This is a genomic window from Maricaulis sp. (assembly GCF_048270265.1).
Classification (GTDB): Bacteria; Pseudomonadota; Alphaproteobacteria; order Caulobacterales; family Maricaulaceae; genus Maricaulis.
The window spans coordinates 95,567-120,766 of the sequence record NZ_JBLWTD010000001.1; the positions used below are offsets into that span (position 1 = coordinate 95,567).

Here is a 25,200-nt window from a genome sequence, read left to right on the forward strand (position 1 = left end):
CCAACCTCACACCTGCGGCCTGTCCCCCATCAGATAGCGCGGCCCGGCACCGAGCCGGGCGGCGCGGTCATCGGGGTTGTAGAGCGCGCATTTTTCCAGCGAGAGGCAGCCACAGCCGATACAGCCATCGAGCCGGTCGCGCAGGGCGGTGAGGCGGTCGATGCGCTGGTCCAGGGCTTCGCGGAAGCTGGCGCTGATCTTCGCCCAGTCGGCTGCCGTCGGGGTGCGGCCCTCGGGCAGGGCGGCGAGGCGTTCGCCGATTTCCTGGATCGAGAACCCCAATTGCTGCGCGATCAGCACGAAGGAGAGTCGGCGCACATCGGAGCGGGCAAAGCGCCGCTGGCCGCCGGCATTGCGCCCGGCATGGATCAGCCCCTTGGCCTCGTAAAAGCGCACCGCCGAGACGGAAACGCCCACCCGGGCAGCCAGTTTTCCGATCGGAATAAGATCTGTAGCCCGCATGATTTTCGCTCCCGGGTGTCACTGCAATCAAATGCTTGACTTCAACTTAGGTTGAGCAATTACGCTTGGCAAATCGACCGGCCCATCGCCTGACCCCCGGGCCGGAAATGTTCAGCGTGAGAAGAGGAAACCCGATGACTGCAGGCCTGCTGGAACACGTCAATTTCACCGTCGCCAATCCGCCCGAGACCGCCGCCATGCTGTGCGATCTGTTTGGTTGGCATATCCGCTGGAGCGGCCCGTCGGCCAATGGCGGCCACACCGTCCATGTCGGCACAGCGGACCAGTATCTCGCGCTCTATGGCGCCAGGGCGCCCGAGCCGCCCGCAGAGCGCAGCGCGGCGCGGCAGGCCAATCTCAACCATGTCGCCATCGTCGTCGACGATCTCGACGCCATCGAGGCCCGCGTCCTCGCCGCCGGCTATCAAAGCGAGAACCATGGCGATTACGAGCCGGGCCGACGCTTCTATTTCTACGATGGCAACGGGATTGAATTCGAGGTGGTGAGCTATGCCCCGCGATAGCTCCGGGGCCGTTTCCAGCCGAAGCTGAGCAGCAGCGCGACAGCTGCCGGTGCGGCCTGGATGTAGAGAATGCCCGGGCTCACCGATGTCGCGCCATAAACGCCCGCCGCGATGACGCAGAGGAGGAAGAAACGCAGGAATTCGCGATTGCCGCGCACCACGCTCCAGACAAGGCCGGCGGCGAGGAAGCCGTTATACAGGCCCTGATTGGCAGCGAGGGTGGCGGTCTGTGCCGCCTGCTCGGCGGTGAGGTTGAAGACCTGCATTCCGGCCTCGCCCTGCCAGAGAAACATCTCCAGTACGAGAAAGCCGAAATGTTCAATGGCGACGACCAGCGCCGCGACAATGGCCAGAATGCGCATCATGCCGCTCCCCTTTGCGCCCGCTGTGCAGGCGATGAACGAGCACAGCACGGCGCGGGCCGGGCGGCAAGCGGGATGGAGAGCAGGGCGGGGCGGTGTCAGGCCGCGAACTTGTCCTGCCAGGCGGCAATCGTGGCGCGGTTGTCATGATCCCAGGGATGAAAACCGGGACGGTACCAGGACCAGTAGGTGCGCCAGCCCTTGCGGAAAAGGCCCGGCTTGAACAGGAGATACCACAAGACCCGCGCCCGCGCCGTCCATGGGCTGACGCCGTCAGCGATCAGGAGTTTCGAGGCATAGCGGCTGATATTCGAGGTGAAGAGGATGGTCACCAGCGCCATCACCCGCGCGCGCACGAAATAGCGCTGGCGCGGTTTCCATTTGGCGGTGACCTGCTGGAAGACATCAAAGGCGACGGCCTTGTGCTCGGTCTCCTCCAGCGCATGCCATTGCCACAGGCGCAATATGTCCTCATGCGTGCCCTCGAAGACGCTGCCATCCTCGAGCGTCACATCGGCCATCATCGCGGTGAAATGCTCCAGCGCGATCGTCACGGAGAGCATGGCAATCGGGCCGCGTTCACGCGTGACGCGGATCCGGTCGCGGATCTCGGCCTCGATCGCGTCAACCGGATAATGATTGCGGTCCAGCCCGCCATTGAGCGCCACATGCTCGCGCGAATGGATCGCTTCCTGCTTGATGAAGGCTCGTGCGTCCTCCAGCAGCTTGCCCGAAAGCTCGCCCCGGTAATGCCGCACGGCATCCATGAACAGACGCTCGCCATCGGGAAAGGTCAGCGACATCGCATTGAACACCGCCGTCGCCACCGGATCACCGCCCAGCCAGGTCCGGGAATGTGCGGCCTGCGTCGCGAAATGGATGTCGCGCGGGGTAACGGTGAGATCGTCTGGCGTGGTCTTTATGGCGGCGTGCGGGGCGGTCATGGGCGTGTGTGTCCTGTTGATGTCGGGCGCATTGTGAACGGTGTTCACTTCTGGGGCCAGAAAAAAAGCCGACACGGATATTCGATGCCTGCCTTCAGGCCGGACCGTCCGTGTTGGCCCGGCAAAATTGCGCCGCGCGCTGGCAGGTGCTTTGATGTTCGCCTGGCACCTGGAGGGGGATGACATGCCCAGACTCGCATTGATCAGCGCATTATTGATGGCCCTGGCCGGCGCGAACGTCGCAACGGCCCAGACGCGCCAGGTGCAACCGGCCGTGCAGCGCCCGGAAAGTCCCGCCTCAATGGTCCAGCGCCCGGCGCGGGAAAGCGGCGAGACAGCCCCGGTGGCGCAGGAGTCCTCGGGCATTTTGATCGATATCTATAATCGCGTCCTGCGCGCCTGCGCGACGGTGAGCTTTATCGAACGCACGGTCCAGATCCGCTGTGCCGACGGCAGCAATCTCGAATATACCCAGCGCTGCACCCGTACCGGCGCCGGCGGGCTATGGCCGGAATGCAGCTATTCGGAGACCTGCGAAGCCGTCGACGTCCCCAGCTGCCCGCCGGTTGAAACCAGCCCTGAGGACTGAGGGCGGGGCCTGGCCCGTAGCGGGCCGCTGCTTTCATCCAAAAATGTCATTTTTGTCATCCCGGCCCTGCGTCCGGCTCAAGGCCGGTCATCCGGCCGGGATGACAAGGGTTTGCTGGTTGGGAGCCGGCATATCCGCCGCCGCCCCATCCCAACCGACGGAATTCCATGCCCGGTGCGTTTAAGCTGCAAACAACCCTCAAGGATCCCGTCATGAAACGCGCCATCGCCGCCTCAGCCCTGTTGCTGATGTTCACAACGCCCGTCCTCGCGCAGACCTATTCCGCCGATGTCTGGGCCGACAACTGGTTCGAGATGCGGATTGACGGTGTCCAGGTTGCCGAGGACAGCGTGCCGATCACGACCGAGCGCTCCTTCAACGCCGAGAGCTTCGAGTTCGAGGCGGAGCGGCCCTTTGTGGTCGGGCTGGTGGCGATGGATTTCCGCCAGAATGATACCGGTCTGGAATATATCGGCACCGGGCGGCAGCAGATGGGTGATGGCGGCGTGATCGTGCAGATCCATGATGCGGCGGGCGAGACGGTCGCCGTCAGCGATTCCGGCTGGCAATGCCTAGTGATCCACACCGCGCCGCTGGACAAGGCCTGCGAAGCCGAGGCGAACCCGGTGGCGGGCGAGGGCGCCTGCGCCTTCGAGGCGATGGATGAGCCGGCCGGCTGGGACCTGCCGGGCTTTGACGCCAGCACCTGGCCCCATGCTGTCGAATACACCGAGCGCGAGGTGAGGCCCAAGGAGGGCTATGACCGCATCGACTGGGACTCGTCAGCGCGCCTCATTTGGGGGCCCGATCTCGAGCAGAGTAATACGCTGCTCTGCCGCCTGGCCGTCGAGTAAACCGCCATGAAAGGAACCCGCTCCGTGCGCCGCTTTTCCGCCCTGCCGCTTGTTGCCCTGCTGATGACCGCCGCCACGGCCCCGGCCGCCCTGGCGCATGACGATCACCATGAGCTCGCCGCTGATGCCTCGCCACAGGAGCGCTGCGCCGCCATTGCCCGCTCCGTGGCCGAGGCCGGGTTTGACGACAGCGTCACCGTCACCTGCACCGACGGCCATGCGATCATCAGCTCCGACACCTATCCGGATCATGAATTGATGACGGGCATTGTCGGCACCAATGAACAGGTCCCGGTTCCGGCCTTCTACGCCGCGCCGGTCCTGCTCGAGCCGACGCTGGGCACCACCCCGCTGACCCGGGACGCCGCTTTGGGCGTCGCCGTCAATGGCGTGCCGATCTATGATTACACCGGCGGCGGCGAGATGAGCCAGGCCGATCTGGCCCACCATCAGGCCCATCATGACACCATCCAGACCGGCCAGCTTGATGTCTGTGGCGGTCATGCCGGGCGCGGTGATGATTATCATTATCACGCCAAGCCGACCTGCATGATCGCGCAGATGGCCAATGCCGGCGACGCTGCCGTGCTGGGCTGGGCCTTCGACGGATTCCCGATCTATGGCGACAATAATCCCGACGGTTCACCGATCCCGGAAGGTGTGCTGGACGTCTGCAATGGCCAGGCCGATGACGCTTTCGGCTATCGCTACCACACCTCCGAAACGGCCCCCTATATCGTGCAATGCCTGATGGGCGTCGTCACCGATTTCGACCGCCTCCCGCGCGTCCCCCCGCTCACCGCCACTGACGGCCGCGGTGCCGCTCCCGGACGGCCACCCCAGGGCGGGGTGGAAAACCTCGTCTTCACCGAAAACCCCGATGGCAGCCGCAGCATGGATTACCGGTATCAGGGCCAGGACCACTATATCCGCTACTCGCCTTCCGACACGCCCGATTGCTATGACTTCACGACGCGGACGGTGACCAATGGCGGTGTGGTGCAGAGCGGCGAATATTGCCGGACCGCGCGTTGATGGGGGGAGGCTCCTAGGTCGAATTGACGTGGACGGCGAGCTGCGCGGAAGGACAGGGGCTCCACGCAAATACACCTACTCCCATTCTTACGCGCCTTGCGACCTTGAGTTTGACCGCTAAGCTCATGTGTGTGAGACGCGATTGAAGGGGCAACTTGTCATGGGCGCGACGTCGGGGATTGTTACGGGGCTGGTCGCGCTCGGTTCGGGTGGAGCGGGCGCCGTTGTTGCGGCAGCCATCGCCGGCGCCGTTGGCGATGAAGTGGCCGCGAACCTGTTCTCGGCCAGCAAGAAAAAGCTCAAGGCCATCGCCGATCCGGCAGCCCAGCCTGGCAATCACCATTTCCTGCGCGTGATCCGCACGGCCCGGCTCAAGGCCTTCAAAAGGCTGGCACTGGAAACACGCGATGCGCTGAATATCACGCGCGAGGCCTCGCCCTTCCTGCGTGATCTGGAAAACTGGATCGATCTTGAGCGCGATCTTGACGTCAACAAGGCGCTTGATCCGCGAGCACTGGCAGAGCGCAAGGATCCCAAACCACCCGAGGCGGGCGATCTGACCGGGATTGTGCGGGGCGCCGCAGCCGCCGCCCAGGCCATGCGCGGGCTCTTCGTCAAAGCAAGTGCCCCGGTGGCGGCGGAGGCTTTTTTCACCGCTCCGGACAAGATGGCATTGCTGGGCATGGAGGCCTTCTTCTATTCTGACGCCCGCATGGAGGCCGGTCTTGCGGCGGACGATGCGGTGGCCGTGCGCCAGAACGCCGAGCAGGCCGGCTTGCGGGGCGCGATCGAGGTTGCAGCCTTCGGTGAGATGGTGATCGCCACTGAGGCCGAGGACGTCGTCTGGTCGGGCGGGCCGATGGAGGATTTCTATCGTCGCTTCCATGACCGCGTACGCGGCTTTTTCGCGACGATGCGCAATGAGATCCAGGCCTTCATGGTTGAGGATGAGGCGTTCAGAAGCCGGTTTGCGGCGCTGATGAGCGTCGAGCAGTCTGCCAGGCTGCGCGATATGAGCGCGCAGCTTGAGGCACTGCGGGCGGAACTGAAGACCGAGCGCGAGGCGGGCAAAAGCCCGACATCCGAAACCCAGGTCGAGGGTGTGCTGACGGAAGTCCTGCGCGCCGGACTGCCTGCAGATGCCTTCGAGGCCGCGTTCCGGGGCGGACGCCAGGAATTGATCAACCTCGGCAAGCAATTGGAGGCGGTCAGCAATCGAGCCGGTCCAGACCTGCAATATCTGCGCGATCAGGCCCATGTCCATATCGAGGCGGGGCGCCTGTCGGAGGCGCGCTCGACCCTGCTGGAATTGCGGGCTCGTCAGCGAGAAATTCGTCGAGGTATATCGTTGGAGGAAGCGAATACGGAATCTGAACTGGGCCGCCTCGCCAACGCCAGCGCGCGCTATATCGAAGCTGCGGATCATTTCGCTGCAGCGGCTGAATTGGCCCGCCCGTTCGATTTGAAAGTCTGGGCTAGGTACAAGTGCGACGAGGCTGATGCCGCGGGCAACTTCGGAAAAACCTTCCCTGACCAGGGCGCGCTCACGCGCGCTGTTGCGGCGTATGACGCAGCGCTGGCCTCATATGAAACTCCCGACACGCTTGAAGTAAGGACCGGCACTCAGAACAACCTTGCGATCGTGCTCGGCACGCTTGGAGCCCGGCTAGGCGGAGAAACGGGGGCTGCATATTCGCGCAGAGCTATAGACGTGTACGAGCGTGTGATCTCCTTGTACGCTCGCTTCGGAACGCCAGCGCAAAAGTCACTCGCGCAAAACAACTTAGGGTGCTCGCTACGCCGCCAAGGCGATCGTACGCCCGGCCGCGCAGGGGTCAAGCTCTTGCGCGACGCGGTTGCCACCTTCGAGTCCGCGTTGATGGTAAGGACCCGTGCCGCGTTGCCGGTCGAGTGGGCCATTACACAACACAATCTTGGGAATGCACTTGGGGCGCTTGGTGCGAGGTTGTCTGGCTCCCGACGCAAAAAAGTCCTTGAACGTGCCGTGGTGTCGTTCGAAGGCGCCCTGGCTGTATATGATCAGAGAGGTATGCGTGTGGATTGGGCTATGACCCAGTCGAGCTTGGGCAACGCGCACCGCGAACTGGCCAGCCATTTGGTTGGCAAGGAGAGAGTGGAGCGTCTGGGTCAGGCTGTCGAGGCTTATAACGCGGCACTGGAGGTCCAAGCAAAAGGTCAAAGGACAATTGTTTGGGCGTCAACTCAGTTTAGTCTTGGTTGTGCTCTTTCGGAGCTTGGTTCTTGCCTTGAAGGTCAGGCTGGAGCTGCGCTGCTGGAGCGTGCCGCAGTAGCCTTCAAGTCAGCTTTGATGGTTCGGACCAAGGCTGAATTGCCAGTGCAGTGGGCTGAGACACAAAATGGTCTGGGAGGAGCATTTTTTGCGCTTGGCGAAGCGTCGGTAGGCGAGGCGAAGCCGGCCCGGCTTGCGCAGGCAATGGAGGCGTTCGAGGCGGCGCTGACAGTGGCCAACAAATACAATATGCCGGTCACTTGGGCGAGCGTGCAGCACAATCTCGGTTTGCTTTATGAAGCTCTAGCGGACATCTCTGCTAGAGAAGAGGCTCGCGCAAATTTGATTAATTCTGTTGCGGCATTGGAACGTGCACATACAGTGTACACGCTGGAACACGGAGCCTTCCATTTTATAAAAGTTTTAGTCGCACTTGACCGTATCCGCTTCAAGCTTGATGCACTTGGTCCCAAATAACCGTCCTTTCAGCGTGACGCTTTGACTTGGAGAGGCAGGCCGCGTGCCCCCTTTGTTGGGATCTGCTTGTTGGGGAAGTTGACCTGTTAAAAATGTGCGTTCGGACGATTCTAAATCTGGCTCCTAAGCGAATAGCTTGCCAAGTTCAGGTGGGTCGGATGGAGGTGTGTCCCCAGGATGGGTGCCAGCAGCGCTTGCTCATTTGTCCGAAAGTCACATCAATCCTTCTCCGCCGATCTACGCCCGGATCGCTACGCGTCCGGGCATCAGCCCAGGATGACAACGGGTGGGGGATTGAAGGAGCAGGCGCATCTGCCATGCCCCGCTTATCCGCCGCCTCCGCCGCAGCGCTATAATCGGGCGATCCTCGCTCTTTGACATTGTTGGCTCCGGCGCAAAGTCACAGCCGAAATATGCGTCTGCGCGACAGGCGCTGCCATTTCGTGACAGTGTCTGCCACACCGCAAATCGCCGATTTCACTGTTCACACAGGGGTTTGCGGGGTCGGGTGGCAGACTGGCAGAACGGCCCGGTTCCGACCGGAACCCCCGCCGTCATTCTGGAAGCCGGACCTGTCCCGGTCGGGGCCTGGAAATGCGAAAACTGGTGGAAATGGTGCAGGAAATCTCAGCAAGGTCTTGAAATGGCAGCAATAAGCCCACACGCGCCCCGTCGCTGAACGCGCACCTGACGGCATCACAATGCATACTCAACGCCTGATGAAAGGCAGACGAAGGGCAGACCCGGTGATGAAGGCGATCCCGGCCCGGCCTCGCTGCGCAACACCGCTATCCCCCGCACTCCACAATTGACCTTCGCGCCACACCTGTTATAGCCGCGCCGCAAGCAGCGAAAAGGAGTCTCTGATGGAGATTCGTGAAGGTCTGACCTTCGATGACGTGCTCTTGCAACCTGGCCCGTCCGATGTTCTTCCCGCCGACGCCGTCGTTTCCACGCGAGTGGCGCGCGATTGCGGTCTCAATATTCCGATCATGGCTGCGGCCATGGATACGGTGTCCGAAGCGCATATGGCGATTGCCATGGCGCAGGCCGGCGGGCTGGCGGTGATCCACCGCAATCTGACCATTGCCGAACAGGCCGAGGAAGTACGCCGCGTCAAGCGTTTCGAGAGCGGCATGGTGGTCAATCCGGTGACGATCTCGCCGGACGCGACCCTGGCCGAGCTTCGCGCCCTGATGGCCGAGCGCCGCATCTCCGGCATTCCCGTTGTCGAAGGCGCAGCGCCGGGCAAGCCGGGCAAGCTGGTCGGCATTATCACCAATCGCGATGTGCGCTTTGCCGATGATCCCAATGAGAAGGTCGGCAATCTGATGACGCGGGACGTTGTCACCGTCAATGAAGGCGCGACCCAGGACGAGGCGCGCGCCAAGCTGCACCGCCACCGGATCGAACGTGTGCTGGTCGTCGATGGCGATCATCGCTGTATCGGCCTGATCACCGTCAAGGACATGGAAAAGGCCCAGGCCCATCCCACCGCCGCCAAGGACCGCGAGGGCTCGCTTCGCTGCGCCGCCGCGACCACGGTCGGCGATAGCGGTTTTGAACGCGCCATGGCGCTGATCGATGCCGGCGTTGATGTCGTCGTCATCGACACCGCCCACGGTCAGAGCTCCTCCGTGCTCGACCAGGTCAAGCGGATCCGCCAGGCCTCCAGCCTTTCGCGCATCGTTGCCGGCAATGTCGCCACCTATGACGGCGCCAAGGCGCTGATCGAGGCGGGCGCTGATTGCATCAAGGTCGGTATCGGGCCGGGCTCGATCTGCACCACGCGCATTGTCGCCGGTGTCGGTGTGCCGCAATTGACCGCGATCATGGATGCCCGCCGCGCCGCACAAGGCTCGGATGCCTGCATCATCGCCGATGGCGGTATCAAGTTTTCCGGCGACATGGCCAAGGCGATTGCCGCCGGTGCCGATGCCATCATGGTTGGCTCCCTGCTGGCCGGTACGGAAGAAGCACCCGGCGAGGTCTTCCTCTACCAGGGTCGCTCCTACAAATCCTATCGCGGCATGGGCTCGCTGGGTGCGATGGCGGCGGGTTCTGCCGACCGCTATTTCCAGAAGGATACCGAGCGCATGAAGCTGGTGCCCGAAGGCATTGAAGGCCAGGTGCCCTACAAGGGACCGGTCTCGCCGATCCTGCACCAGATGGTCGGCGGCCTGCGCGCCGCGATGGGCTATACCGGTTCGAAAACCATCGCCGACCTGCACGAGCGGGCGCAATTCGTCCGCATCACCAATGCCGGCTTGCGCGAAAGCCATGTCCATGACGTCAAGATCACCCGTGAGGCGCCGAACTATCCGACGCAAAGCTGATCAGGCCGGGCACGGCAAGGGGCGGGCGCGTATGGCTTGTCTGCACCTTTGTCGATTGACCGGAACGGGGGCAGGGCCTTGGCTCGTGCACCCGTTTGAACAAGGATGACTGCCATGAATTATGCGCTTCTCTATCCGGTTTTCGTGCAGGTCGCCCTGACCTTCGCGCTCGTCTTCACCATGGGCTCGATGCGCTATCGCGCCGTGGCCTCCGGCAAGGTCAAGCCGGCCGATATCGCCCTCGGCCAGTCCGCCTGGCCGGTGCGGGTGCAGCAGATCTCCAACGCCTATGAGAACCAGCTCGCCTCGCCGGCGCTGTTCTATGCCGCAACCGCCTTCGCCCTGATTACCGGAGCCACCAGCGTGCTGCTGGTCGTGCTCGCCTGGGCCTATGTCGGTCTGCGCCTGCTGCACGCGCTGATCCATGTCACCAGCAATCATCTGCGTTCGCGCTTCATGGCCTTCGCGTCCGGACTTCTGGTATTGCTGGGCTATTGGGTCGTGTTCGCAGTGGAGCTGATGACGCGATGATGCAGGACCAGCCCGCCATCGAGACCGGCAAGGATATCCTCTTCCTGCTCACCGGCGCCTGGGACGGCGCCGACGGGCCGCGCCTGTGTGCCGATTGCTGCTTGATCGAGGGCGTCTTGCTGGGCAATCCGCACTGGCAGGACGCCATCACCATTGTCCGCATAGAACATCCCCGGCCACGGCCGGAAATCGTGGCCCTGCTCGGCGAGGCGCACCAGAATGCGCCGACCCTGATCCTGGCTGGCGAGACTGAAGCCCACACCAAGGTGGAGACCGCGAATGATCGCCGTTTCCTGACCGACCCGATCGCGATCTGCCATCAGCTCGCCACCACATACGGCGGAGCACAGCCAAAATGAGAGACGCAGCCAAGATCGCCGCAGCGATCGAAATCCTCGAAATCCAGTTGCGCCAGCACACGCCGGTCAAGGACGCCGTGCGCGACTGGGGCAAGGCCAATCGCTATGCCGGTTCCGGTGACCGCGCCTGGATCACCGGCCTCGTGCTCGACGCCCTGCGCCACCAGTCCTCGGTCGGTCATGCGATGCAGGATGAAAGCGCCCGCGCGCTCGCCTTCGGCACCGTCGCCCGCGTCTGGGGCCTCTCCGTCGAAGAGATCGACGCGATGATGGAGAGCGATCCGCATGCGCCGGAACCGCTCACCAATGCCGAACGCAGCGGTCTGGAACGGGATATCTCCGATGCCCCGCTCTATATCCGCGGCGATTTCCCCGAATGGCTCGAGGCGAGCTTCCAGCGCGCCTTTGGCGACAAGGCCGAGCAGGAAGCGCATGAGCTGTGCTCGCGCGCGCCGGTCGATCTGCGCGTCAATGAAGTCCAGGTCGGGTTCGACAAGGCTTTCAAGGAAGTCAGCTCCAAGCTGAAAACCGCCGAGCCTTCCGAGCTCGCCGCCATGGCGATCCGCATCCCGCAGCGCGATCCGCGCGGCAAGTCGGCGGCGGCGGAAAGCATTCCCGCCTATGGCAAGGGCTGGGTCGAGGTCCAGGATATCGGCTCCCAGCTCGCCGCGCTCGCTTCGGGCGGCCGCGAAGGCATGCAGATCCTCGATTATTGCGCCGGCGCCGGCGGCAAGACGCTGGCGTTGTCCGCGCTGCTCAACAATACCGGCCAGATCCACGCCTGGGATATCGACTGGCGCCGCCTGCGCGCCATCTGGCCGCGCCTCAAGCGCGCCGGGGCGCATAATGTCCAGGTCCAGGATGCCGAGGAAGACAAGTGCCTCGCCGACCTCGTGGCCAAGATGGACGTCGTCTTCTGCGACGCGCCTTGCACCGGCACCGGCACTTGGCGCCGCCGTCCCGACGCCAAATGGCGTCTGCGCGAACGCGCCCTGGAAACCCGCATGGGCGAACAGGACACCGTGCTCGAGCGCGGCTCGCGCTATGTCAAACAGGGCGGCCGCCTGGTCTATGTCACCTGTTCCGTCCTGCCGGAAGAAAACGAGGACCGCGTCACCGCTTTCCTCGCCAGGCACGAGAATTTCAAGCCCGTCCCCGCCATCAAGGCGATGCAGGCCTCCGGCGGTCTGGCCAAGGGCGCCGAGGAGATCCTGGAGACATGCGTCGGCAGTCACGGCGCGCTGCAACTCTCGCCAGCGCGCACCGATACGGACGGGTTTTACATCTGCGTGATGGAACGCGTGGGGTAGGGTTGAACGGCGCGGGCCAGCCCCCCGCCGGTCGCTCAATCCACCCGATAGCCCAACCCGCGTAGCCGCTCCCGCACAACGGCACTCACCGCCCCGTCCACCGAGCGACCGCCGCCGATACGGGCGGTGGTGAGCGGCGCGTCGAGCAGCGGCAGGCTGTCGCGCTCCAGTCCGATCAGCTCGATGGCGCGGCCGGCGTAATTGAGCGTCGTGGGCTCGTATTCGAGCTCCAGAAAGCGCAGCAGGGCGGTCACGCTGCGCTTGGGCTTCTTGACCACATCCTCATAACGCAGACGCAGGACGCGGCCGGAGCCAATGGCGGTTTCTGCCTGCAAGCCGATCCCGGTCAGATCGCACCAGTATTTCAGTGCGGCCGCCGGATCGCTGACATGGGCAAAGGGACGACCATCGGGGCCGCGCCAGTCGCGCTGCAGCAGGGAAGCGGCGACATCGCGGCCATCGCGGACGATGTGGACGAAGCGCGCCTGCGGCAGGAGACGGCCCAGGCGTTCGAAGGCGAGAATGTTGAGACTGGTCTTTTCTACCAGCAAGTGACCAGGCTGGCCCTGGATGGGTTCGCCAATCAGCCCGGTCAGCAGCTCGGCCATGTTGGCGCGGACCTGCTCAGCCTCGAGGCCGAAATCCTGGCGGTGGAGATCGCCAAGCTGGGTGGTGAAATTCTCCCATTGCATGGCGATCGCCACAGGCAGGCCGGTATCGGGACCGCAATGGATCCGCGAATGCCCGGCCAGAAGCCGCCGCATCACGGTCAGGCCGGAGCGCGGGCAACCGCCGAGAAAGACGAAGCCAGTCCCGTTTGCGGTCTCAGACATATCCCAGCCGCGACAGGGCCGGGCCAGCGATCTGCATGACGGTGGCGTGCTGGGAATCGCTCAACGCCTCGCGCCACCGCCCGATTGCGCGGGTGTCGATGGGTTGGGAAACGCGTTCATTGCTCGTCTCATTGATCCCCGAGGCCGGGTCAAACGTGCGGGCATGGTCGAGTGCGGCCTCGACGGCTTGCGAATCCTCGCCGAGGAAGGCGAACAGGCCGGCGATGATGTCGCGTGGGTGGCGTGCCAGGGATTCATAGCGCAGTTCGAGGTAATTGCCGTCGTCGCGCATGGCTGCCCCGGCCTCGACGCTGGCGACCCAGAGCCGGGCGGCCGCGGCCGCGTCGCGGGTGATGGGCAGGGGCTGACCGGTCCGGCTGTCGGTCCAGTCCATCGACAGGAGTGAGGCGACAACATCACGGCCGTCGCGAACAATGCCGACCAGCGGGCTGTCGGGAAACAGACGGCGCAATTGCGCGAAGTGGAGAATATTGGCCGGTGTCTTCTCGGCGATGCGGCATCCCGATTCCGCCTGGAGCGGTGCCAGGAAGCCGTTGATCGTGGCGGCAAAACGCTGGTGCAGCATGTCGGCATCAAGGCCGTATTGCCGCTCGAGAACCGGCATGTGCATCTGCTCGACCTGCGAGGACAGGGCCGCAAGCGCCGGCACGATCCGGGATTCAGGCCCGCACACGATGCCTTTCGACGTATTGACGATGGCACGCAAAAGCGTCGTGCCCGATCGGGGTGCGCCGCCGATAAAAATCGGAGCCTGGCCAATGATTTCCTGCATGTCCGATGTCTCCCGCCTGCGTCCATACAAGCGCCGGGAAAGATGAGCGGGCGGTGACGGTTCCGTTACGGAAATGCAATTAATTACAGGAAGATGTATGCTTTGTGACAGCGGGGGATTTGCGGCCGGCCCGTCCCGCAGCGTGCCTTGTTTCAGCCACGATCCGGACTCGATTTGGCCGCTTTGCCGCGGGGATTCCGCCGGCCATCTCGCGATTGGCGGTTTTGAAACCGGATTCCCTGCTGGCCATCGCGGCTGACTCGCGCTATCCGGCGCCATGCTGAAATCGAGCTCGGCCATAACCCCCACATTTCGTCCCCGGAAAGCCCGCGCCTGCGGGAGTGAGAGCGCATGACAGATCAACACGAAAAAGCCCTCATCATCGACTTTGGCAGCCAGGTCACCCAGCTGATCGCGCGGCGTTTGCGCGAGAGCGGCGTCTTCTGCGAAGTCCATCCCTATAACCGCGCCGACAAGGCCTTCATTGACGCCTACGACCCCAAGGCGATCATCCTGTCGGGTTCGCCGCATTCGACCCATTGGGACAATTCGCCCAAGGCCGATCCGTCGGTCTTCACGCGCGGCATCCCGGTTCTGGGCATCTGCTATGGCGAGCAGACCATGTGCGCCCAGCTCGGCGGCAAGGTCGAGGCATCGGAAGAGCGCGAATTCGGCCGCGCCGATATCAGGATCGTCGCCGACAGCCCGCTGTTTGCAGGCTTTGGCCCGGTCGGTCATGAAGAGCGCGTCTGGATGAGCCATGGCGACCGCGTCGCGGCCCTGCCGGACGGTTTCCATGTCATCGCCACCTCGGGCAATGCCCCCTATGCGGCGATTGCCGACGAGGCGCGCAAATTCTATGCGGTGCAATTCCACCCCGAAGTCGTGCACACGCCGCGCGGGGCGGAGCTGCTGCGCAATTTCACCCATCAGATCGCCGGCTTCCGCGGTGACTGGTCGATGGCGAGCTTCAAGGACGAGGCGATCGCCAAGATCCGCGCCCAGGTCGGCGACAAGCGGGTATTGTGCGGCCTCTCAGGCGGTGTCGACAGTTCCGTGGCCGCCGTGCTGCTGCACGAGGCAATTGGCGACCAGCTGGTCTGCGTATTCGTCGATACCGGCCTGATGCGTCTGGGCGAGGCCGACGAGGTCGTTGATCTCTTTCGCGAGCATTACAATATCCCGCTGGTCCACGCCCAGGCGGAGGACCTCTTCCTCACCGCGCTCAAGGGCGTCGAGGACCCGGAAAAGAAGCGCAAGATCATTGGCGGCCTCTTCATCGATGTGTTCGACGAAAAGGCGAAGGAAGCCGGCGGCGCCGATTTCCTCGCCCAGGGCACGCTCTATCCCGATGTGATCGAAAGCGTCAGCTTCGATGGCGGACCTTCGGTTACCATCAAATCCCACCATAATGTCGGCGGTCTGCCGGCGCGCATGAAGATGCAACTGGTCGAGCCGCTGCGTGAGCTCTTCAAGGATGAAGTCCGCGCGCTGGGCCGTGAACTCGGCCTGCCGGAAGCTTTCGTCAAGCGCCATCCCTTCCCGGGACCGGGCCTGGGCATCCGCATTCCCGGCGCCGTCTCCAAGGAGAAGGCCGACATCCTGCGCAAGGCCGATGCGATCTATATCGAGGAGATCAAGAAGGCCGGCCTCTATGACGTCATCTGGCAGGCCTTCTCCGTCCTGCTGCCGGTCAACACGGTCGGCGTGATGGGCGATGAGCGCACCTATGACGCGGTGCTGGCCCTGCGCGCCGTGACCTCGGTCGACGGCATGACGGCGGATTACTACCCGTTCGAGCATGATTTCCTCGGGCGAGTGGCGACCCGTATCATCAATGAATGCCGCGGGATCAACCGCGTCGTCTATGATGTGACCAGCAAGCCGCCGGGGACGATTGAGTGGGAGTAGGGGCTAGCGCTCCATTCGCGCGCCCAGGCGCGCTCTCGAATGCGAACAGACCGGGAGCCCGGCATGACCCAGCGCAATGCCAGCATCGCCATTATCGGCGCCGGTGATTTCATCGGCTCCGCCATCGCCCGGCGTTTTGCCGCCGAGGGCTATCATGTCCATGGCGGGCGGCGGGGCGGCGAGAAGCTGGCGCCGTTGGCGCAGGAGATCGCGGCGGCGGGCGGGCGTTTCACCGGGCATTCGCTGGATGCGCGAGACGAGAGTTCCGTGACCGCTTTCCTCGACGCGGCCGAAGCCTCAGCGCCGCTTGAGGTGGTGATCTTCAATGTCGGCGCCAATGTACAATTCCCGCTGCTGGAGACCTCGGAGCGGGTCTTCTCCAAGGTGTGGGACATGGCCTGCAAGGCGGGCTTTCTGACCGGGCGTGAGGCGGCGCGGATCATGCTGCCGCGCGCGCGGGGGTCGATCTTCTTTACCGGGGCCACGGCCTCGATGCGCGGCGGCGCGGGCTATGCGGCCTTTGGCGCGGCCAAGGCCGGGCTGCGCTCGCTGGCGCAATCCATGGCGCGTGAGCTGGGGCCGCAAGGGCTGCACGTCTCCCATCTCGTGATTGATGCCGGGGTGGATACGGCCTGGGTGCGTGAGCGCATCGCCCAGGCGAAGGGGGCTGAGGCTCTGGCCGCCATGCCGCCGGACACGCTGATGGACCCGGCCTCGATCGCGGAAACCTATCTCATGCTGCATCGCCAGCCGCGCGATGCCTGGACGCATGAACTTGACCTTCGGCCCTATGGAGAAAACTGGTGAGCGATCCTTCAACTGACCCCGTCTTCTATTTCGACTTTGCCAGCCCCAATGCCTATTTCGCCCATCGCATCCTGCCGCAGGTCGAGGCGCGCACGGGATTGAAATTTCGCTATGTGCCGGTGCTGCTCGGCGGGATTTTCAAGTCGACGGGCAATCAGGCGCCGATGATCGCCTTCGCCGGGGTGCCGGCCAAGCTGGCCTATGAATACAAGGAAATCGAGCGCTTCATCGCCCGCCATGATCTCAAACACTTCAACTTCAATCCGCACTTCCCGGTCAACACGCTGGCCCTGATGCGCGGTGCGGTCGCGGCTGAAGGAGAGGGCGTGCTGGAGGCTTATGTCGAGGCAATGTTCCACTTCATGTGGGAAAAGCCGCGCAAGCTCGACGACGCCGATGTCCTTCACGCCACGCTGACCGAAGCCGGCCTGCCGGCGCAGCGCCTGCTGGAATTGATCGGGACGCCACAGATCAAGTCGCAGCTGATGGCGAATACGCAATTGGCCGTCGACCAGGGTGTGTTCGGCATCCCCAGCTTCATCGTCGATGGCGAGCTCTATTTCGGCAAGGACCGGCTGGAGACGCTCTAGTCCCCGGTGGCCGTATTGGTCGGGACTTCATTCTTGACCGCCGGCTGGTAGTCGGTGATCTGCACCGGGCGCCAGATGCGGTAGATGACGAATCCCAGCAGGAGCAGGCCGCTGAACACGAAGGCGTGGAAGGTGACGATGATCGGGATGAGCGCCAGGAAGGGCAATAATTGCGCGGCGACCGGTCCTGCACCTTCGACGACTACGCCGTTTATCGTGGCCTGGCCGCTGACGAGCGTGGGAAGAAGCGCTATCCCCCCGATAATGACGAAGATGCTGGTCCAGCCGATAAACCAGCTGACCACGAATAATTTGTAGGCGCTGCCCAGCGTCAGCTTGCCATTGATCGTTTTCAACTGCATGAGTTTCTCGCCCCCCGAACCAGCATGCAGCATAGAGCAGGCAAGACCGCAGGCAAGACGGTTGCACCACCGGTTGTGTGCAATCCGTGATGTAGAGGAACAGGCCATGAGCGACGAGCTGCCAGACCCGTTGATCGAGCGTATCGATGAGCTCGAAGCCCATATCGCGCACCAGGACCAGATGCTGCAGGAGCTTTCCGAGGTCATGAATGACCAGCGCACCGAGTTCGACCTGATCAAGGCGCGGCTCAACCAGTTCCTCGACCGTATCCATGCCGTCGAGGCCCAAGGTCCAGCCCCGGAAAACCGTCCGCCGCCGCACTGGTAGGCGAAGACGTTTTCGCTACTCCGCCGCCTCAGCCAGCGCCGATCTCACCTTCGGCAGGATCCGCCGGCTGATCGGCACATCCATTCCGTTGGTCAGGATCAGACGTCCGACGCCGGAGGCATCGCGCTCCAGGGCGCTGACATAGTCGGTATTGACGATGTGGGAGCGGTGGACGCGCAGGAAGGTCGGCGGCAGGCTCGCCTCGAGGCCGGTCAGTGAGCCGGTATAGAGCGCGGTCTGGCCGTTCTCGAAATGCACTTCGACATAATCACCCGCCGCCTTGAGCTGGGCGATGCGGTCGCTGGGGATGTAATCGGTGCGGCCGGCACTGACGAGTTCGATCTGGACCGGATGATCCTTCTGGCGTGCCTGGCTCAGCGCGATCTCGAGCCGGTCGGCGCGGGTGGCTTCCAGCGCGCGGATGCGGCGCTCATTGACCAGGGCGATGGCGTGCTGGGCGAACAGGAAGAGCAAAAGGCCGGCGATCGCCTGGTAGAAATAGCGGTCGATGAAGAGTTCCGGGAAGAGCACGGCCAGAGCGGCCAGTCCGGCCAGGACGGCGAGGTGGGCGCGGGCGCCGGGCTTGCGCTGCCAGACCCAGGTACCGCACCAGGCCAGCCCGGCCAGTATCACGGTCTCGAAGGCATAGAGCGTCTTGGCGTCATAGCCGGAATGCATCTGCAGGACCGCCATCAGCAGGGCGCCGACGCCGAGCAGGCGCAGAAGACGTGCGCGCAGGGAGAGGCCGGAGAAGCGGTGCAGGAGATAGGCGATCAGGGTCAGCCCGAAGGCGGCGGTGCAGGCGGTGATCAGCACCAGACGCAGATCATGCATCGGATAGGGATAGGCATAGAGGCCGCGACTGGTCTCGATCAGCAATTGCGCCACGGCGATCAGGGACATCGCACTGATCAGGGCAGAGCCCTCCCGGTCGCCGCCGCGGACCGCCATCGCGGCAAAGAAGACGAAGCCCAGCACCAGAACGCCGAGTGTCACCAGGCTGGGCGCATAGACGGCTGCGAGCATGCTGGTCGGGGGCTGGTAGCGCTCGAGCCCGATCCAGTGTACCGGCCAGCCCAGCTGCAGGAAGCCATGCTGTGACGACATCAGCAGGACCAGTTCATTGCGCCCGGGCAGCAGGCGCTCGCGCGGGACATAGAGTACCGCATCCATGCGGCCGGGAATTTCTGTCGCCCGGTCCGGGCCCGGACGGCCATTGGAGCCAAGCTCATGGCCATTGAGCCACGCCGTGCTTGCGGCCTTGCCGGAGATGAAGAGGCCGATCGGACGGTCCTGCGGCCATTGCGCGCCGTCCCAGTCGATCTCGGCGCGGACCCAGATCTGCCGGCCCTGGGGATCAAGCCCGCTCAGGGTGATATCGGTGCAATCTTCACCGCTGAAATCGGGAATCGGGCCTGGTGTGTCATCCGCCGGGCAGACGCGAAGCGATGACGCGTCCAGCGCAACAAGGCGCTGCGCCGCGGCAGAGCCGAGCGGCAGTGCCAGCAGGAGGAGGGTGAGGAGCAGGGTGAGGGGCGTGCGTGTCATGGCGTCACTCTAGCGCGCAGGCGCGTGAACGTCCCGCCGTTCAACGGCCAGAAGCCACCATTGCACGATTGGCGCGTGCATGGGCGCACCCGGGAGGCAGGATGCATGCGAGCCGGGGGGCTCAAGATCACGGAGTGAAACATGACGTCCTGGAAGCAATCCATACTGGCAACGGCGCTGAGTGTGCTGATCCTTTCGCCCGCCGCCTTCGCGCAATCACCGCCTGCCGCCAATGCCTATGGCGAGGAAGCCATCGAGTTCACCGCCCGCAGCGGCGACAGTGTTCCGGCTTTTCACGGGACAGTCACAGTCCCGGAAAACCGCGCCGACCCGGCCAGCCGCATGATCGAGGTGAGCTATATCCGCTTTCCCGCGACCGGTGAAAATCCGGGCTCGCCGATCGTCTATCTCTCCGGCGGGCCAGGCGGTTCGGGTAGCGGTACGGCCCGGGGGGCCCGTTTTTCCCTGTTCCAGGAGATGCGCCAGCATGGCGATGTCATTGCCTTCGATCAGCGCGGCACGGGCGGATCGACCGAATTGCCGCGCTGTGTCTCCTCGCAGCCGATCTCCGAGACGCAAGCGATCAGCGATGCCGGATACGCAGCCGCCTATCGGCGCGCGGTCGAGGAGTGCGGTGTGTTCTGGCGCGAGCAGGGTGTCGACGTCACCGGCTATACGACGCGCGAAAGCGTTCAGGATCTGGCGGCGCTGCGGGCGCATTTCGGTGCCGAGCAGATCTCGCTGTGGGGGATCTCCTATGGCAGCCATCTCGCCCTGGCGGCGCTGAAGGATATTCCCGGCCAGATAGACCGCGTCATCATCGCCAGCGCCGAAGGGCTCGACCAGACGGTCAAGATGCCGGCCGAAACCGATCGCTATTTCGCGCGCCTGCAGGCGGCCATCGACACCCAGCCGGCGGCCCGGGCGCTTTACCCCGACGTCGCCGGACTGATGCGGCGCGTGCATGCCCGGTTCGAGGCCGAGCCCATGCTGGTGCAGGTGCCACAGGAGAATGGCGAAACACTGCCCTTCCTGCTGCAGCGCCGCAATCTGCAGGAATTCTCCTCCGGCCTGATCAGTGACCCGCAATATGCGGCCTTGCTGCTGATGCTCTACACCCAGCTCGATGCTGGCGAGAGCGATCTGGCGGTCATGTTGCTGCAGCGCTTCTGGACGATGCGTGAGCCGATCACGCTGAGCGCGATGCCGACAGCGATGGATCTCGCCTCGGGGATTGATGATGAGCGCCTTGCCGAATTCGAGCGCCAGGCTGAGACCGGTCTGATCGGAGGCTATCTCAATTTCCCGATGCCGCAGATCCGCGGTGCCTGGGACGGGTTTGATCTCGGCGATGAATTCCGCCAGCCACCACATGGCGACACACCGGTCCTGCTGCTCACGGGCACGCTCGACGGGCGCACCTATCCCGACGCCCAGGCCGCTTCCGTCTCTGGCCTGAGCCACGTCCATCAAATCATTGTGCGCAATGCCGGGCATAACCTCTTCATGACCACGCCGGAGGTCGCCGAGGCCATGCATCGCTTCATGCGTGGTGAGTCGGCCGCCAGCAGTGAAATCATCATCGATCTGCCGGACATGACGGCCAATCCGCTCGACCAGCAAGGTTGATGACCCGCTCGTGACTGCCCCTGCGTGACCGCAGCTGATAGAGCTGTGGTCACGCAAACGGGGAGGCGGGAATGAATACACTCAAACGCATCTATGTGATGGCCTATCTGACCGGCGCCGTCATCCTGGTGATCAAGGCCAGTCAGGGCCTGTTCTCCAGCCATCACTGGATCGGCTGGCTGGGTGTGCTGCTCACGGGCGCGCCGATCGTGGTGATCCTGTCGATCGCGATGCTGACGCGCCGCATGGCCCGGACCAGCGCCAATTTCCCGCTCTTCATCGCTGGGGGCCTCGCTGGCTTGTTGCTGGCAGCATGGGAAGCGCATTTCGCGGGTGGCGAACGCGATCTGGTCTATCTCGCGCTCGCGGGCTTTGGCGGCTTTCTGCTCTACGTGTTCTGGTATTCGCGCTTTAACCGCAAACCGAGCCCCGCGATCGCGGTGGGCACCAGCCTGCCGGCCTTTGAGGTGCTCGACCGTGCGGGAGATGCCGTGAGCTCACAGGCACTGACCGAAACGCCCGCGGTGCTGATCTTCATCCGGGGTAATTGGTGTCCCTTCTGTATGGGGCAGGTCAATGAGATGGCGGCGGGGATTGCGCCCTTTGTGGAGCGTGGCATTCGCGTCGCCTTCATCGCCCCGCAATCGGTGGGCAAGACCGCGGCGCTGGCCGAGGGCAAGCCGGACGGGCTGGAATTTTATTCCGATACGGGCAATGCCGCCGGGCGTGTGCTCGGGATCGATAATCCGGCCGCCCTGCCGCTGGGGATGGAATTGCTCGGCTATCGCTCCGAGTCCGTGCTGCCGACCGTGATCGCTGTCGCGGCGGGGGGCGGGATCCTGTGGACGCATGAGACCGATAATTACCGCGTGCGCCCCACGCCGGCGGAATTGCTGGCGGTGTTCAACGATGCGGCCTGATGCGAGACGCTGCATAATCTGCACGCGGTCTGCATCCAATTCGCGCCGCAGCGGCGACCTGTTTATGAAAGCAAGATCGCTACGGCACGAAAGGACACAACATGGCTGACCTGTTTCGCAATTACTGGTGGCTTCTGTTCCCGCTCTTCTGGTTCATCTCGGCTGGCTGGGGCAGCCTGATGCGCTACAAGCGTACCCAGGCCAAGATTGACCTGCTCAAGACCTATGCTGCCTCGGGCAAGGAGCCGCCGGCTGAATTGCTGGCCAATCTCGACAAGCCCGATTACGCCCGCCCCGAATGGTCGGATGACGACGAGGGGGGCAGACCCCGCCGTGGTCGCGGGCACGCATTCCTCATTGTTCTGTTCGCAGGCCTGGCCGGGGTGTTTGCCTATACCGGCTATGCCGGCTGGATGGGGGAATCGCAGAGTGAGTTCTACTTCATCGCCCTGATCATGGGCGTCATGTCGCTCGCCTTCCTGGCCTCATCCATGTTCCGGGGCGGTAACAGAGACGATTGATGTCGACGCAATGGACCGACGCCGCGCTGGTCGCGGCGGCACGGTCAGGCTCGGACAATGCGTTTGCGATTCTGGTGGACCGCCATCAACAGGCGGTGCGCAGTTTTCTGCGCCGTGTCTGTGGTCATGAGGCCGATGCCGATGACCTCGCGCAGGAAACCTTCCTGGCCGCCTGGACCGCGCTGCGCACGCTGGACGAGCCGGCACGGGTCCGGTCCTGGCTGTTCGGCATCGCCTGGCGGCGGACGCAGGGGATGGCGCGGTCCATGTCGCGGACCCGGCGGCGCGAGACCGACTGGCAGGCCGAACGGGCGGACAGCGACCAGCCCGGCACCGAATTGAATATCGCCATGCAGCAGGCCCTGGCCCAATTGCCGCCGGACCAGCGCGCCGCCGTCGCGCTGTGCCTGGCGGGCGACTGGTCGCATGCCGATGCGGCGCGCATTTTGGAAATGCCCCTGGGTACGGTAAAATCACATGTCTTGCGCGGCCGGGCCCGGCTGGTCGAGATTTTGGGAGTGCGTGATGACGAAACCTGATCCACTCAAGGCTTTTTTCGACGCCGATGAGGCGCCCGCTGTCGATCCCGGTTTCCGCATGGCCGTCATGGAACGCGTGGCGCGGCGCCGGCTGCAGCTCGGTCTGGCGCGTGCGGCTGTGGCCGGGCTGGTCGTGTTTGCAGCGCTGTTATTGCTGCGCCCGGTGATGGTGGGCCTGCTGGTTCTCCTGTCGGGGGCGTTCCTGGAAGCCATGCTGATGCTCGGTGCCACCGCGCTGGCGGCGTTCGCTGCCTACTGCCTCGCGACGGACCGAGTGGGGCTGCCCGGCTGGGCACAGCGCCTGCTCTGATCGCCACCGACGGCCGGAGATTTTTCGGCGAGGCCGGGATGAATCGCCTATAAGCAACAGATAGCGGGTGGGGGACGACATGCTTATTCTGATAGCCGGACTGGTCTTGTTTCTGGGCGTGCATTCGCTGCAGGTGGTGCCGGGCCTGCGGACCGGGCTGAGAAGCGCGCTCGGCGAGGCACCCTACAAGCTGATCTATACCGCCCTGTCGCTGATCGGTTTCGGCCTGCTCATCTATGGCAAGATCATTGCCCATCCGCCAGTGGCGATCTGGGCTCCGCCGGAGTGGACCCGGCATGTCGCTTTCCTGATTGTCCCGCTGGCGCTGATCCTTCTCGTGTCAGCCTATGCGCCCGGCCATATCCGGCGTGTCGTCCGCCACCCGATGCTGGCGAGTGTCATCCTGTGGTCAGGCGCGCATTTGCTGGCCAATGGCGAATTGTCGGCGATGCTGTTGTTTGGCGGCTTTTTCATCTGGTCGACGATCACCTTCATCTCCGCCTGCCTGCGCGAAACGCCGCCGCCGGTGGTCAAGGGCTGGGGCGGGGAGCTCACCGCGATCATTCTGGGCGCCTTGCTCGCCCTGATAATCATGAATGTTCACATGTACTTGTTTGGCGTTGCCATCATTGGCTGATGCCGCTGCATCCGTTTGCGGGTCGGCAGGCATCCTATCAATGAAAGGCGGCGTGGTGCTGCCCGGTTATGGAGGTTGAAATGGGTGTAGAAATCATGGTCCCGCTCGGCATGTTTGCAATGGTGGTTGCCATTGTCTTCATCGCCATCAATGGCGGAACCCAGAAACGCAAGGCCGCGCTCAGCACGGTTGAAGAGGCCATTCGGGCGGGCCAGCAAGTCACGCCGGAACTGGTCCGGGCCCTGGGCATGCCGCGCAAGGACAGCAATGGCGATCTCAAATCCGGCGCCATTCTTCTGGCGGTCGCCGTGGCCTTCATCGTCCTTGGCTACACGATTTCGGGCGTTGATGATGATGCCCAGGAAGCCTTCACGGTGATGACCGGTATCGCGGCATTCCCGGGCTTTATCGGCCTTGTCCTGATGGGCTTCGGTCTGTTCGGTTCCAAAAAAGACGACCTGTAGGAACCAGTGCGATGAAGGCGTCGGACGAAGAATTGACAGCTCTGGTAATGGCGACGAAGAACGCCGCCGCCTTCGGAGAGCTGGTCCGGCGCCACCAGGGCGTGGTGCGTGGCATGCTGCACCGCATGTGCCGCAATCACGCCCTTGCCGATGATCTCGCCCAGGACGCCTTTGTCCGGGCCTTCGAGAAGATCGGCAGTTTTCTCGGCACGGGAACATTCAAATCCTGGCTGTGCTCAATCGCGTACATGGAATTCCTCAAATCGGCGCGCAAGCGCAAGTCGACGGACAGGGCCATGGAGCGCTTCGGCAGCGGGACGGAAGACAGCGAGGCGCCCCGGGATATGGGCAATGTGGTTGATCTCGATCGCGCACTCGCCACATTGAAAGAGGAAGAGCGTGTGGCGGTAGTGATGTGTTATTCCTGCGGCATGTCGCATTCGGAAGCTGCAGAGGCGACCGGCATGCCGCTGGGGACCATCAAGTCGCACGTCAATCGCGGGCGTGCCAAATTGCAGGCCTATTTTGCGGAATCGGAGGTAATGGCGTCATGACTATGAACGATGCCTTTGACCAACGGCTCATGGCGGCCTTCGCGGAGGCGGCAGAGCCTTTGAATGAGCAGGCCGAGGCGGACGCCTTTGCGGCCAAGGTGGTGGCGCAGCTGTCGCATCCGGACCGCAAGCGTGCCCTGGTGCTCGGTGGGGCCGGCTCGATCGGCTCGGCGATTGCGGGCACCCAGCTGGAAGGCGTGTTCACCCAGGTGCAGATCCCGGCCGATGGCCTGATCGCGAATTTCGCTTTCCTGATGTCTCCGGAGACGATGGCGGCACTCGCCATGGCCGTGGCGCTGGGGATGGTGGCGCTGATCCTGCCGCGCCGGCTCGCCTAGAGTCTGACCAGTAAAGGTGGGCACCGGTTTGACGGGCCGGAGTGCTCAAGACTTTTGCACTGCAGCATGGTGCGCTAGTCTC

At 63.7% G+C, this 25,200-nt stretch carries 29 protein-coding genes; 22 read left to right on the forward strand and 7 right to left on the reverse strand.

Annotated features, from left to right (window positions below; all coding sequences use genetic code 11):
* Positions 1-6: 6 nt before the first annotated feature.
* Positions 7-462, reverse strand: a complete 456-nt coding sequence (soxR, locus tag ACN0YF_RS00480; RefSeq protein WP_417492905.1) for a redox-sensitive transcriptional activator SoxR — start codon at positions 460-462, stop codon at positions 7-9.
* Between the two features lie 134 nt (positions 463-596).
* Here soxR and ACN0YF_RS00485 point away from each other — a divergent pair, with 134 nt between their 5' ends.
* On the forward strand, positions 597-986 hold the full coding sequence (locus ACN0YF_RS00485) for a VOC family protein (RefSeq protein WP_417492906.1): 390 nt from the start codon (positions 597-599) through the stop codon (positions 984-986).
* On the opposite strand, the gene ACN0YF_RS00490 is transcribed toward ACN0YF_RS00485, so the two are convergent.
* Both ACN0YF_RS00490 and ACN0YF_RS00495 read right to left on the reverse strand, forming a co-directional pair.
* The gene (locus ACN0YF_RS00490) at positions 971-1,351 is read right to left on the reverse strand and encodes a DUF1304 domain-containing protein (protein WP_417492907.1); all 381 of its coding nucleotides are present in this window, start codon (positions 1,349-1,351) and stop codon (positions 971-973) included. The genes ACN0YF_RS00485 and ACN0YF_RS00490 overlap by 16 nt on opposite strands.
* A 95-nt stretch (positions 1,352-1,446) precedes the next feature.
* Complete coding sequence (locus ACN0YF_RS00495; RefSeq protein WP_417492908.1) at positions 1,447-2,292, reverse strand: metal-dependent hydrolase; 846 nt, start codon at positions 2,290-2,292, stop codon at positions 1,447-1,449.
* A gap of 184 nt (positions 2,293-2,476) precedes the next feature.
* Here ACN0YF_RS00495 and ACN0YF_RS00500 point away from each other — a divergent pair, with 184 nt between their 5' ends.
* The 8 genes from ACN0YF_RS00500 (at position 2,477) to ACN0YF_RS00535 (ending at position 12,034) form a co-directional block, all read left to right on the forward strand.
* The gene (locus tag ACN0YF_RS00500) at positions 2,477-2,881 is read left to right on the forward strand and encodes a hypothetical protein (RefSeq protein WP_417492909.1); all 405 of its coding nucleotides are present in this window, start codon (positions 2,477-2,479) and stop codon (positions 2,879-2,881) included.
* A gap of 212 nt (positions 2,882-3,093) precedes the next feature.
* Positions 3,094-3,735, forward strand: a complete 642-nt coding sequence (locus ACN0YF_RS00505) for a PEBP family protein (RefSeq protein ID WP_417492910.1) — start codon at positions 3,094-3,096, stop codon at positions 3,733-3,735.
* Positions 3,736-3,741: 6 nt separating this feature from the next.
* Positions 3,742-4,770 carry a YHYH protein gene (locus ACN0YF_RS00510; RefSeq protein WP_417492911.1) on the forward strand — a complete coding sequence of 343 codons (1,029 nt, stop codon included), beginning with the start codon at positions 3,742-3,744 and terminating at the stop codon, positions 4,768-4,770.
* 142 nt (positions 4,771-4,912) lie between these two features.
* Positions 4,913-7,498, forward strand: coding sequence for a hypothetical protein (locus ACN0YF_RS00515; RefSeq protein ID WP_417492912.1), 2,586 nt, complete (start codon positions 4,913-4,915; stop codon positions 7,496-7,498).
* 866 nt (positions 7,499-8,364) lie between these two features.
* Positions 8,365-9,834 (forward strand): IMP dehydrogenase, encoded by a 1,470-nt coding sequence (gene guaB, locus ACN0YF_RS00520; RefSeq protein WP_417492913.1) that lies wholly within the window; start codon positions 8,365-8,367, stop codon positions 9,832-9,834.
* A gap of 114 nt (positions 9,835-9,948) precedes the next feature.
* Positions 9,949-10,365 carry an MAPEG family protein gene (locus ACN0YF_RS00525; RefSeq protein ID WP_417492914.1) on the forward strand — a complete coding sequence of 139 codons (417 nt, stop codon included), beginning with the start codon at positions 9,949-9,951 and terminating at the stop codon, positions 10,363-10,365.
* A complete protein-coding gene (locus tag ACN0YF_RS00530) occupies positions 10,362-10,724 on the forward strand; it encodes a DUF3088 family protein (protein WP_417492915.1) in 363 nt (120 codons plus the stop codon). The genes ACN0YF_RS00525 and ACN0YF_RS00530 overlap by 4 nt, the downstream gene beginning before the upstream one ends.
* On the forward strand, positions 10,721-12,034 hold the full coding sequence (locus ACN0YF_RS00535) for an RsmB/NOP family class I SAM-dependent RNA methyltransferase (protein ID WP_417492916.1): 1,314 nt from the start codon (positions 10,721-10,723) through the stop codon (positions 12,032-12,034). The genes ACN0YF_RS00530 and ACN0YF_RS00535 overlap by 4 nt, the downstream gene beginning before the upstream one ends.
* Before the next feature lie 35 nt (positions 12,035-12,069).
* Here the strand turns inward: ACN0YF_RS00535 and ACN0YF_RS00540 are convergent, their stop codons facing one another.
* Positions 12,070-12,867 carry a sulfotransferase family protein gene (locus tag ACN0YF_RS00540; RefSeq protein WP_417492917.1) on the reverse strand — a complete coding sequence of 266 codons (798 nt, stop codon included), beginning with the start codon at positions 12,865-12,867 and terminating at the stop codon, positions 12,070-12,072.
* On the reverse strand, positions 12,860-13,660 hold the full coding sequence (locus ACN0YF_RS00545; RefSeq protein WP_417481559.1) for a sulfotransferase family protein: 801 nt from the start codon (positions 13,658-13,660) through the stop codon (positions 12,860-12,862). Before ACN0YF_RS00545 ends, ACN0YF_RS00540 begins: the two co-directional genes overlap by 8 nt.
* Before the next feature lie 351 nt (positions 13,661-14,011).
* On the opposite strand from ACN0YF_RS00545, the gene guaA reads away from it, so the two are divergent.
* The 3 genes from guaA to ACN0YF_RS00560 all read left to right on the forward strand — a co-directional run bounded on the left by guaA (position 14,012) and on the right by ACN0YF_RS00560 (position 16,968).
* Entirely contained in the window at positions 14,012-15,571 is a 1,560-nt protein-coding gene (gene guaA, locus ACN0YF_RS00550; protein ID WP_417492918.1) for a glutamine-hydrolyzing GMP synthase, read from the forward strand.
* Between the two features lie 63 nt (positions 15,572-15,634).
* Complete coding sequence (locus ACN0YF_RS00555) at positions 15,635-16,378, forward strand: SDR family NAD(P)-dependent oxidoreductase (protein WP_417492919.1); 744 nt, start codon at positions 15,635-15,637, stop codon at positions 16,376-16,378.
* Positions 16,375-16,968: a 2-hydroxychromene-2-carboxylate isomerase gene (locus ACN0YF_RS00560; RefSeq protein ID WP_417492920.1), complete on the forward strand. Its 594-nt coding sequence runs from the start codon at positions 16,375-16,377 to the stop codon at positions 16,966-16,968. The genes ACN0YF_RS00555 and ACN0YF_RS00560 overlap by 4 nt, the downstream gene beginning before the upstream one ends.
* Here ACN0YF_RS00560 and ACN0YF_RS00565 read toward each other — a convergent pair.
* On the reverse strand, positions 16,965-17,330 hold the full coding sequence (locus tag ACN0YF_RS00565; protein ID WP_417492921.1) for a hypothetical protein: 366 nt from the start codon (positions 17,328-17,330) through the stop codon (positions 16,965-16,967). The genes ACN0YF_RS00560 and ACN0YF_RS00565 overlap by 4 nt on opposite strands.
* Positions 17,331-17,436: 106 nt before the next feature.
* Here ACN0YF_RS00565 and ACN0YF_RS00570 point away from each other — a divergent pair, with 106 nt between their 5' ends.
* Positions 17,437-17,658, forward strand: coding sequence for a SlyX family protein (locus tag ACN0YF_RS00570; RefSeq protein WP_176780322.1), 222 nt, complete (start codon positions 17,437-17,439; stop codon positions 17,656-17,658).
* 15 nt (positions 17,659-17,673) lie between these two features.
* Here ACN0YF_RS00570 and ACN0YF_RS00575 read toward each other — a convergent pair whose 3' ends face one another.
* Entirely contained in the window at positions 17,674-19,206 is a 1,533-nt protein-coding gene (locus tag ACN0YF_RS00575) for a LytTR family DNA-binding domain-containing protein (protein WP_417492922.1), read from the reverse strand.
* Positions 19,207-19,347: 141 nt separating this feature from the next.
* On the opposite strand from ACN0YF_RS00575, the gene ACN0YF_RS00580 reads away from it, so the two are divergent.
* The 9 genes from ACN0YF_RS00580 to ACN0YF_RS00620 all read left to right on the forward strand — a co-directional run bounded on the left by ACN0YF_RS00580 (position 19,348) and on the right by ACN0YF_RS00620 (position 25,118).
* Complete coding sequence (locus ACN0YF_RS00580; protein ID WP_417492923.1) at positions 19,348-20,835, forward strand: alpha/beta fold hydrolase; 1,488 nt, start codon at positions 19,348-19,350, stop codon at positions 20,833-20,835.
* A 71-nt stretch (positions 20,836-20,906) separates the two neighbouring features.
* Entirely contained in the window at positions 20,907-21,755 is an 849-nt protein-coding gene (locus ACN0YF_RS00585; RefSeq protein WP_417492924.1) for a redoxin domain-containing protein, read from the forward strand.
* A 101-nt stretch (positions 21,756-21,856) separates the two neighbouring features.
* Complete coding sequence (locus ACN0YF_RS00590) at positions 21,857-22,276, forward strand: hypothetical protein (RefSeq protein WP_417492925.1); 420 nt, start codon at positions 21,857-21,859, stop codon at positions 22,274-22,276.
* The gene (locus tag ACN0YF_RS00595) at positions 22,276-22,815 is read left to right on the forward strand and encodes an RNA polymerase sigma factor (protein WP_417492926.1); all 540 of its coding nucleotides are present in this window, start codon (positions 22,276-22,278) and stop codon (positions 22,813-22,815) included. Before ACN0YF_RS00590 ends, ACN0YF_RS00595 begins: the two co-directional genes overlap by 1 nt.
* The gene (locus ACN0YF_RS00600; RefSeq protein ID WP_417492927.1) at positions 22,802-23,125 is read left to right on the forward strand and encodes a hypothetical protein; all 324 of its coding nucleotides are present in this window, start codon (positions 22,802-22,804) and stop codon (positions 23,123-23,125) included. Before ACN0YF_RS00595 ends, ACN0YF_RS00600 begins: the two co-directional genes overlap by 14 nt.
* A 79-nt stretch (positions 23,126-23,204) precedes the next feature.
* Positions 23,205-23,762, forward strand: coding sequence for an NnrU family protein (locus ACN0YF_RS00605; RefSeq protein ID WP_417492928.1), 558 nt, complete (start codon positions 23,205-23,207; stop codon positions 23,760-23,762).
* 80 nt (positions 23,763-23,842) lie between these two features.
* Positions 23,843-24,226 (forward strand): hypothetical protein, encoded by a 384-nt coding sequence (locus ACN0YF_RS00610; protein WP_417492929.1) that lies wholly within the window; start codon positions 23,843-23,845, stop codon positions 24,224-24,226.
* Positions 24,227-24,273: 47 nt separating this feature from the next.
* Positions 24,274-24,780 (forward strand): RNA polymerase sigma factor, encoded by a 507-nt coding sequence (locus ACN0YF_RS00615; protein ID WP_417492930.1) that lies wholly within the window; start codon positions 24,274-24,276, stop codon positions 24,778-24,780.
* Positions 24,777-25,118 (forward strand): hypothetical protein, encoded by a 342-nt coding sequence (locus tag ACN0YF_RS00620; protein WP_417481544.1) that lies wholly within the window; start codon positions 24,777-24,779, stop codon positions 25,116-25,118. Before ACN0YF_RS00615 ends, ACN0YF_RS00620 begins: the two co-directional genes overlap by 4 nt.
* The last annotated feature ends 82 nt before the right edge of the window (positions 25,119-25,200 follow it).